General features: G+C 53.9%; 7 protein-coding genes and 1 pseudogene. 3 read left to right on the top strand and 5 right to left on the bottom strand.

Features of this window, described 5'->3' with window-relative positions; all coding sequences use genetic code 11:
• The 3 genes from BFP92_RS29545 to BFP92_RS29535 form a co-directional block, all read right to left on the bottom strand.
• A partial coding sequence (locus BFP92_RS29545; protein ID WP_065931535.1) for a DMT family transporter occupies positions 1-853 on the bottom strand: 853 nt, incomplete at its 3' end.
• A 79-nt stretch (positions 854-932) separates the two neighbouring features.
• Complete coding sequence (locus BFP92_RS29540) at positions 933-1661, bottom strand: helix-turn-helix domain-containing protein (protein WP_003191427.1); 729 nt, start codon at positions 1659-1661, stop codon at positions 933-935.
• A gap of 213 nt (positions 1662-1874) precedes the next feature.
• On the bottom strand, positions 1875-3188 hold the full coding sequence (locus tag BFP92_RS29535; protein WP_032901073.1) for a sensor histidine kinase: 1314 nt from the start codon (positions 3186-3188) through the stop codon (positions 1875-1877).
• A 219-nt stretch (positions 3189-3407) separates the two neighbouring features.
• Here BFP92_RS29535 and BFP92_RS29530 point away from each other — a divergent pair, with 219 nt between their 5' ends.
• The gene (locus BFP92_RS29530) at positions 3408-3587 is read left to right on the top strand and encodes a CsbD family protein (protein WP_003191424.1); all 180 of its coding nucleotides are present in this window, start codon (positions 3408-3410) and stop codon (positions 3585-3587) included.
• Positions 3588-3687: 100 nt separating this feature from the next.
• Complete coding sequence (locus BFP92_RS30930) at positions 3688-3936, top strand: CsbD family protein (protein WP_083221824.1); 249 nt, start codon at positions 3688-3690, stop codon at positions 3934-3936.
• 838 nt (positions 3937-4774) lie between these two features.
• Here the strand turns inward: BFP92_RS30930 and BFP92_RS32265 are convergent.
• Both BFP92_RS32265 and BFP92_RS29515 read right to left on the bottom strand, forming a co-directional pair.
• Positions 4775-5383: pseudogene (locus tag BFP92_RS32265) on the bottom strand (histidine phosphatase family protein); the annotation flags it as partial.
• 709 nt (positions 5384-6092) lie between these two features.
• The gene (locus BFP92_RS29515; RefSeq protein ID WP_065932193.1) at positions 6093-7046 is read right to left on the bottom strand and encodes an aromatic alcohol reductase; all 954 of its coding nucleotides are present in this window, start codon (positions 7044-7046) and stop codon (positions 6093-6095) included.
• Between the two features lie 96 nt (positions 7047-7142).
• On the opposite strand from BFP92_RS29515, the gene BFP92_RS29510 reads away from it, so the two are divergent.
• Positions 7143-7586 (top strand): winged helix-turn-helix transcriptional regulator, encoded by a 444-nt coding sequence (locus tag BFP92_RS29510; protein ID WP_065932192.1) that lies wholly within the window; start codon positions 7143-7145, stop codon positions 7584-7586.
• The last annotated feature ends 82 nt before the right edge of the window (positions 7587-7668 follow it).

Raw genomic sequence — 7668 nt, 5'->3', positions numbered from 1 at the left:
AGTCGGGCAGCCGATGCTCCCATAGAAATCCAAAAACCAGCGCCGCTAACGTCTCAATCACGAGCACTTGTCCGCTTAGTGCCAGTGGTAGAAGTCGGCTCGCCTGATTCCAGCACGCATTACCCACAACCGAAGATAAAAACGCTACGCCACCGGCTACCATGACAAAGTGTAGCCATTCGGAGTTGTCATGCGTTCCGACCTGCCAGCCCAGGACAGGTACCGCCAAAAGCAGTGACTGAGCGCCAGTCATGACCCCTGTCAGCAGTGCCCAGTCATGGGCGGAAACGCTGGTTACCTGAGCCAGCCGCCGAGCGTTGCTCACTGCGAACCAACTCCATGTCACTAACGCGCCCGCTGCGCATAGAATTCCGGCCACGTTTGTCAGTATATCTGGCTTGTCGCCGTTGATCAGTGCGTGCCAGCTGATGAGTACGACCCCGCCCACAGCGCAGAACAGCGAGGGAGTTAGCTTGCGCAAAGAAATTGCGTTGACGTCATGACGACCTGCCAGCGTGACGAACACGGGAATGAGTCCGACGATCAGAGACGTTGTGGCAATGCCAACCAACTGCACACCGGTGCCCACTAGCGTGTAGTAAATGAGGTTCCCAATCAGGCTAAGCCAGAAGAGTGACTTCCAGTCGGCGATAGTGAGATTGGCGCAAACGCGCCTCCAGCGGGGCATAAGCAAGGCCACCGAAATCGCGCCGTAGCAGAGAAATCTCAGAACGGCGAATTGCAGTCCGCTCAGCCCCGGGGTGAGCTGGGGGCCGAGGAAGATCACTCCCCAACACAGGCCCGCGCAAACTCCGTAGACAATGCCCTTTAGCAGTAATCGGTCAGCAAACATTTCATCCGCGCTCCAAAGCGTTATGGGTAAAGTCTGGAGCAACTGATTCGGGGAGTATTGTCGGTAACTACGGGATTTTTTACCCAGACTGTTTTTGCGTTTTACGATAAACCGCCGGGGTCGTGGCCCTCACGCGCTGCATGGCACGGGTCAGCGATGCCTGGTCGCTAAAGCCGGCACGCAAGGCAATCTCGGATATGGTCAATGAGGTTCCACGCAACCATCGTTGAGCTTCTTGCAGGCGTAAATCAGTCAACCAAACTTGCGGACTCATCTCGAACATTAGCCGGAAACGTTGGTGCATCTGACTCATGCTCATTTTTGCTACTTGAGCCATGCGTTCATTGCTCCAGTTCGCTCCAGGATCCGCCTGAATACGAGCGATCAACTGCTTCATGGGGTCTGGAAAGCGGGAGATATCCGGATTTAGAGACGATAAAAGCAGAGGCCCCAATTGGGAGGCCGCGATGGACAATTGTGCATTGCCGATTAGCTCAGCGAACTCTATAAGCCGACGAGTAGCGGGGGAAATGGGCACATATATTTTTTGAGCAAGACGCTCGATCTGGAGCGTTTCCATAATCGTCGGCGCACAGTCCAAAACTAAAAAACGGCTATCGAGGTTAGTCTGCTGCGAATGGATCGAGCCAGGTGTCACAAGCGCTGCCAATGACTGATCAATGCAGCCGCCGCGACCGTTTACGTCAATTTCCATTTCGCCACGAATCGGCAGTACCAATTGAGCATGCTCGTGGTGGTGGTGACGGTCTTCCCTCTCATAGCTGCGAACTTCAAGACTAAGAAACATTACTGCACCTTCCGGCCCGTCTGGTTATCCAAGGTTGACGTCCCAAAACGCCCAATGCGCGCCCGCGTTAGGTCAGACTTGCCACTGATTCTAACATCTACGGATCAGACCGTTGATCGCACAACCTGTATTGGCCATACACTTACGGAACAACAGCGTATCAGGCCGGCATACAGGCAAATCATGTAAAGAAGGTTACTTAAGCCACGATGATTATGTGGGATTAATCGCAGAGTCGATTCGACCCAATGATTTCAAGTACAAAGATACGACTGTTCCCTTGTCGGGTGCATTATCAACCATGACGGTGCCCCCAGCGTTCTCTGCGAACTTACGGACTTGCGATAAGCCCAAGCCCGTACCTTTTCCTCTTTCCTTTGTGGTGAAAAAAGGATCAAAAATTTTAGCCGCCAGGTCATCTGGTATACCTGGCCCGGTATCAGTGACGCTGAGCACGACGTAATTGCCTCCAGCCAGTGTTACGTCATCATCAACCCGCATCAGTCGCGTTGAAATGCAGATACTTCCTGCTGACCCGAGCGCATCCCTGGCATTTGTGAGAAGGTTCAAGACAGCTGCATTCAACTGGGCTTCTTCACACATCACTGCGGTGTCGGGGGCTGACAGGTCGAAAGTCAGCTCAACACTTTCGGTCGCGGTGTGAAACAACAAATCGCGCATTGCATCAAGTCGAGCATTAACGTCAACGCACACCAAATTTGGGCTGTCGAGTCGAACACAAGAAAGCAGATGATTGACCAACTGCCGTCCCTGTTCGACCGCCTGCAATCCGGTATCACTAAATTGCTCGACGGCTTTTGGTCGTCTGGCGCGCAAGCGGATCATCTGCAAACTTGCGCTTAGCGCTTGAAGAATATTGTTGAAGTCGTGCGCAATACTGGCCGTGACCATTCCCAAGGAGGAGATACGCTTGGCGTGACGCAGTGACTCTTCGGCCACTTGATTAAGTGCATTCGCCTGAGCCAGTTCTTGTTCAAGCATTTCTGCTCGACGCTCTATTTGATGTCTGAGCAGGCGCAATTGCAACAACGAAGCGGTCTGTCTCGCCAATGCCAACAATGCCGTGCGCTGTGGTGCTGTCAGGGTTCGCGGCTTGGTATCAATCACGCACACCGTACCCAGAGCGTGCCCCGTATCGTCAATGATAGGAGCTCCCGCGTAAAAGCGAATGTAGGGCGGGCCAAGCACCAGCGCGCTGTGTTCAAAGCGCGGGTCGAGTCTGGCATCTTCGACAGTCAACACATCGGCGGGAGCCAGGATCGCGTGCGCGCAAAACGCCAGATCCCGATGCGTCTCCCTCACGTCCAGCCCGACGCACGCCTTGAACCACTGACGTTCTCTATCCACCAGAGAAACCAGCGCGACCGGTACTTCACACAAGGTGCTCGCGAGCACGACGATATCGTCGAATTCTTTCTCCGGAGCTGAGTCCAGCACCCCGAGATGCTCTAGCGACAGGGCTCTTTCATCCTCGTTCGGAGGAAAGGGGGCAGGAATGTGGGGCATCTGATTATGCATCGCTGAGGGCAGTAGGGCGATCATGCTGTTTTGATAGCTTGGACAGCAAGAAATTGTTTCTCCATCCGAACAGCCATGTATCTGTTTCCAGATAGCACTCGAAGGGCCGGCGACGAGTGGTAGTCGTCAACCGTGGAACTCCCGGTCGCAGTCGCCAGTCAATTTTTCTGTCCAGATAGGACACCTATTCCTAACCGGGAGACAACCATGAGTGGTACTTCAGACAAAATCAAAGGCCTGGCCAACGAAGCTATCGGTAACGTGAAGCAAGGTGTCGGCAAGGTCACAGGCAATGAGAAGCTACAGGTCGAAGGTGCCATCCAAGAAAAGAAAGGTGAAGCACAGCAAGTGGCTGGCAAGGTCAAAGACGCCGTAGACAAAAAGTAGTTCTAGGCGGTAACACCGTTTCGCTGCGATGGCTATCGGATGGTAGCCATCGCAGTTCACTCATTCTGAGCTTCCAACTTATACGAAGGTTTAATCAATCATGAGAAGTGAGCAGGTAGAAGGTGTTGTAGAAAAGGTTGCCGGTAAAGCCCAAAGCGCAGTCGGAAAACTGCTTGGTGATTCGAAGCTGGAAGCCGAAGGTGCGGGACGCCAAGCTGCCGGTCAGCTGACTCAAACCTATGGCGATGCCCTGGACAGCGTATCCACGTTCGTTAAAGAGAAACCAGTTGCTGCAATCGCGATTGGTGCAATTGCTCTGCTGGTTCTAGACCGTCTCTTTCGCCGCTGAGTAAGGAAAGGACGTTTCGACAGGGGGGCTCCCTTTAACGTTTATCGCCTCCGTCCCCTAGAACTGTCCATCAGCGGGCTGCGGGGGTACGAGGGCAGGTATGCACAACTCACTTCCATCCTAGCAGCACGTCCAAATTACGACGAGGCTATTGGGCCACAAATCTTTTGGATGGGTGACTTGGGGTCAGTAGCAAGCGGAGCGCGCAAGCCGGATGATGGAAGCCCACAGGGCCAAGACTCGGCAACATCGAGGCTTGTTTTACGACAGCCGTCTTCGTAGAGGCCCGTTCGAACTTGGCTCCCTAGAGCGCTTTCAGGAGACGCTCAAGCGTCTGATGTTCCCAAGTGCTGAGCAACGCTATTGGGTCAGTACCAAAGCGATCTCCAGAGTCAAACGACCAGCGTCGCCCATCAGAGCTGATGCACTCTTCGCAGTAGTCGAGCGTGTCACATTCGTTGTAGATCGATATCCGCCAGCCCTCGACGCTCACCACGAAATAGCCCGCATAAATCTCATCCCAAGATTCCTGGCTCACCTTGGTCATCATCCGTCGCTCGAAGGTGACCTCCCGCAATACTTGGCATACCTCTCTCGCTGACAGCTCAGCCGCAGTGCTATTGCTGACGCTACTTACCTGGGATGAACGAGCTGCCGCTCTGGCCTCTTCCAGCCTTTGCTCAGCGTACATAGCCGGATCATCAACTGGCAGCGGATAGCCTGCAGCTGAGAGAGCTTCGGCGCGCTCTTCAATGAGCAAACGCTCGGGATTGCGAACTGCTTGGTAGGCTCTGTCTGGCACGCGCTGAGTTACGTCAATTAGCGGCTCCCCAGGACTCACTTTCCAGCCGGCGTCGTCTGGGTATTTGGTTAGCTTGTAGCCACAGCAGTTAGGCACGTGGTTGGTGATCTCATACTCGCGCCACTCTGTCATTGCCTGGCCATCGATTGTCAGCGGGTTGCGCTCGATCAGCCACGCTACGGCATTGATAAGTTGCCCATGCGAAAACACTACGATGTCATGAGCAGGATGCTCTGCAAGTCGATCCAAGAAAGACTGAGCCCGAGATATAAAGTCCAGGAAAGACTCGGCACCTTCACCATCCGTGAATGCGGGGTCTGCTTTGGCCCAATATGCTTCCACCCAATCTCGCCTCTGAGCAATGGTCGTGTTGATACACCGTGCGGGCTCAAGGTAGGTGAACTCTTGGATAGGCCATATTTCAAACGGCACTGAAGGGAAAGCAGCCACTGTCTGCATCGCAGTTGCTTGAGCTCTGGAAAATGGAGACGCAACAATCAGATCTGGGGCCTGGGCGAATGACCCTGCCACTAGGCTCGCTTGTCCCACGCCCTTTGGCGTAAGAGGGATGGTCGCGTGATCCAGGCTTGCTTCGCCGGCGTTAGCCGCACTTTCCCCGTGTCGGATTAACCTGACATGCTTCATCGAATTCTCTCACGGCCTGGTACGCATAGCGTTCTATCCATTGCTGATCTTCAGGACTGAAGTAGAGCCAAGGATTATTGCTGCAACGATATCAGAACGCTCTGATCAGTAATGCTGCACGGGTAAATCAGGATGGGGTGATGCGCAAAGCCGCTGCGGATCTTACTGCGCTTTAGTGAGGAAATTATTCTTTGTGCCAGTACCTTTGCACGGTGGAAGCAGGTAAACCGAGCTTCACGACTGTCTCACGCTGAGTCATGCCCGCAACCTTGCACTCTCCTACAGCAGCCAATTTTTTCTGGGAAAGGCGATACCCCAGTCGCTGTTGCGACAAATATGAATCAGCTGTTTTCAGGCCACGTGCTTTGCAGCGACTCACCTCAAGACAGTTTTTGGTTCGATGTGCTTTTCGAGGCCGCATATCTGATGCCCACCTTCGAGTTGAAGCCTTTGGAGGCATTTGTAGGCCGGGAGGCTGCCAGTGAAATCTACAGGCGACTGCCGACAATTAGGCCCCATCGAGCTCTGCATGACGCGACTGCTCTGATGAACGCCTGCCGTGCTTTTTTCGAAGCTTGAACTACTTTGCTGGACGGTTATCTGAAACCGCCCGGCCAAGTTATCTATTCGTAGATCCAGAGGTGACACACGTGCTCGATATTCTCGAGCGAGACATCCTGCCCTCCCGTGGACGGCTTTAGCTCATTAATCAATCGGCTGGTGAGCCTGATGCCAGATTTGCCTGCGCCCACTCCTGAGCGGTCGTGACTTGAATCGAATGCTGCGCATTGAAGGTGTTGGCTTTTGGCCAAGCCACACCTCTGCCTTGGGCGAATACAGCGCGATACTTCTTGATGTGATGCGTTTGATCTTTCTCCAACTCTTTGAGCAAGTACGGAACAGTCCACACGTTACGTTTGAATGGACGGCCCAGTACGCGTTCGAGGAGGCTCGCCACCTCTCCATATGTCACTGTGTCTCCCGATAGATAAACGATTTCATTGCGAAAGCGAGGTTCGAAGAAAACGATTTCCGCTGTCAATGCACCGATGTCGTCTGGAGTCGTGAGCGTCACGCTGGTCTCGAGACTACCAAGCGCGTTCACGGTATTGTTTTCGAAATCAACCACCTCGAATACAGGCTCGAACAGGAAACTGGTGAACATACCAGTCGAGATGATTACCCATTCAGTTTTATCCTGGGCACGAAGCAATTCGCGAACATCAAGCTGAGCATCGAACAGATCCTGAGGACTGCCCCGACCGATTACTTCGAAGTCGACACCAAATTGCCACGGGAAGTAGCGCTTCACACCGGACTTGAGAGCGGCAGTAGCCAACTTCATCGGTGTTTCCCGGCCCGCAACCATGCCTGCACAGCCTATTACGGTATCGAAGCGTGCGAATACTTCAGCCAGTTGATCGATTGAGTCGTTCACAAGGTCTGCGGCCACCATCTGGATGCCTAGGCCCCGAAGCCCATCGATTTCGGCCTTTTTCTCAGGCACTTGAGTGTTGATGGTCGAGTCCCTGAGAAGGACGCTGATTGTGGAACCGGGCGCGCGCGCTGCCACGCTCGCGAGATTGCGCAAGACCGGGAGCCCAAGCTCACCGGCGCCTAGAACCAGAATGGATTGCGGGGAAAATTGGGTCACTTCGGTCATGATTTCTCCTGAGACCTGTTGCCTGTAAGATGAACCAATGCTTGCACGATTAGGCAACGCTCGTAAGAAGGCACACCTGTGATACCAGACAAAGAAATGACCGATCAGGAGGCTCTTAGTCAGGCAGAGACAATCTGCCGAACCTTGAGAGAAGATGATGATGGTGTCAGGCGGGAAGTGCTTGCTCACGCAGGCAGCCGCTGGTCGTTGGGCATCCTGCACGCCTTGGGTGTGTACGGCACCATGCGTCATGCCGAAATAAAAAGGCAGATGACTGGTGTAACTCAGCGGATGTTGACCAAGACGCTACGCTCCATGGAGCGAGATGGCCTAGTGGTTCGCCGCGAGTTCGCTGAGGTTCCGCCACGTGTCGAGTATGAGCTGACTCCGCTCGGTATGGGGCTGTTGGTTCGTATGTCCCCTATCTGGACTTGGGTAGTCTCGAACGTCGAGGATTTCCGCAAGGCACGGCAGATTTTCGACAGCCAGGTTGATAAAAAACCTGAATGGCAAATACCCACGTCGATTCCATTGGATTGAGAGCCGCCTCGATAATCATTGCTCACACCGCCCGTAACCGGGGCAAGCAACTCAACCCGAACCAGAGTGGCCGCAAGGACTC

The organism is Pseudomonas sp. 58 R 3 (genome assembly GCF_900006605.1).
Lineage (GTDB): Bacteria > Pseudomonadota > Gammaproteobacteria > Pseudomonadales > Pseudomonadaceae > Aquipseudomonas > Aquipseudomonas salomonii.
The sequence above is the reverse complement of the archived record's forward strand: the minus strand, read 5'-3'. Positions and strand labels throughout refer to the sequence as shown.

What these genes read in the sequence shown, in the direction of transcription:
- BFP92_RS29540 (WP_003191427.1), bottom strand. Translation starts at nt 1,661, where the DNA reads ATGTTTCTTAGTCTTGAAGTTCGCAGCTATGAGAGGGAAGACCGTCAC.
- BFP92_RS29510 (WP_065932192.1), top strand. Translation starts at nt 7,143, where the DNA reads ATGACCGATCAGGAGGCTCTTAGTCAGGCAGAGACAATCTGCCGAACC.
- BFP92_RS29535 (WP_032901073.1), bottom strand. Translation starts at nt 3,188, where the DNA reads ATGCCCCACATTCCTGCCCCCTTTCCTCCGAACGAGGATGAAAGAGCC.
- BFP92_RS30930 (WP_083221824.1), top strand. Translation starts at nt 3,688, where the DNA reads ATGAGAAGTGAGCAGGTAGAAGGTGTTGTAGAAAAGGTTGCCGGTAAA.
- BFP92_RS29530 (WP_003191424.1), top strand. Translation starts at nt 3,408, where the DNA reads ATGAGTGGTACTTCAGACAAAATCAAAGGCCTGGCCAACGAAGCTATC.
- BFP92_RS29515 (WP_065932193.1), bottom strand. Translation starts at nt 7,046, where the DNA reads ATGACCGAAGTGACCCAATTTTCCCCGCAATCCATTCTGGTTCTAGGC.